Source organism: Winogradskyella sp. ABM4_392, from assembly GCF_056160445.1.
This window is the reverse complement of record NZ_JBSWXE010000021.1, coordinates 1-398: the sequence shown is the minus strand read 5'-3', so window position 1 is coordinate 398 and position 398 is coordinate 1. Positions and strand designations below refer to the sequence as shown.

The window sequence follows — 398 nt, the reverse complement described above, 5'->3', positions numbered from 1 at the left end:
ACCTTATTGAGCGGCCCAACGTTTGTAGGCCCATCAAGTTTAGGCAGTTCAGAAGGCGACTTATTAGTAGGCGAGACAGCGACGTATACAGCGACTTATATTATAGAGCAAGATGCAGTAGATGCAGGTGGCTTTAGCAACAGTGTATTAGCTGATGGAGATAGTCCAGCAGATACGAATGTCGATGACACGAGTGATGATGGAGATGACACGGATGGCAACACCGAAGATGATCCAACAGAAACAACCATAGCAGAAGATCCAAGTATCGAGGCGGTTAAGACCGTAGCGATCACGAATGATGTTGCACCAGTAGGCGCGAGTTTAGGCGACACGGTAGAATATACAATCACAGTAACGAACACTGGAAATGTCACTTTAGACGGAGTCGGTATTGT

The 398-nt window shown here is 46.5% G+C and carries 1 protein-coding gene; it reads left to right on the top strand.

What is annotated here, in order from left to right:
- A partial coding sequence (locus ACXAFS_RS15295; protein WP_475308046.1) for a DUF7507 domain-containing protein occupies nucleotides 1-398 on the top strand: 398 nt, incomplete at both ends.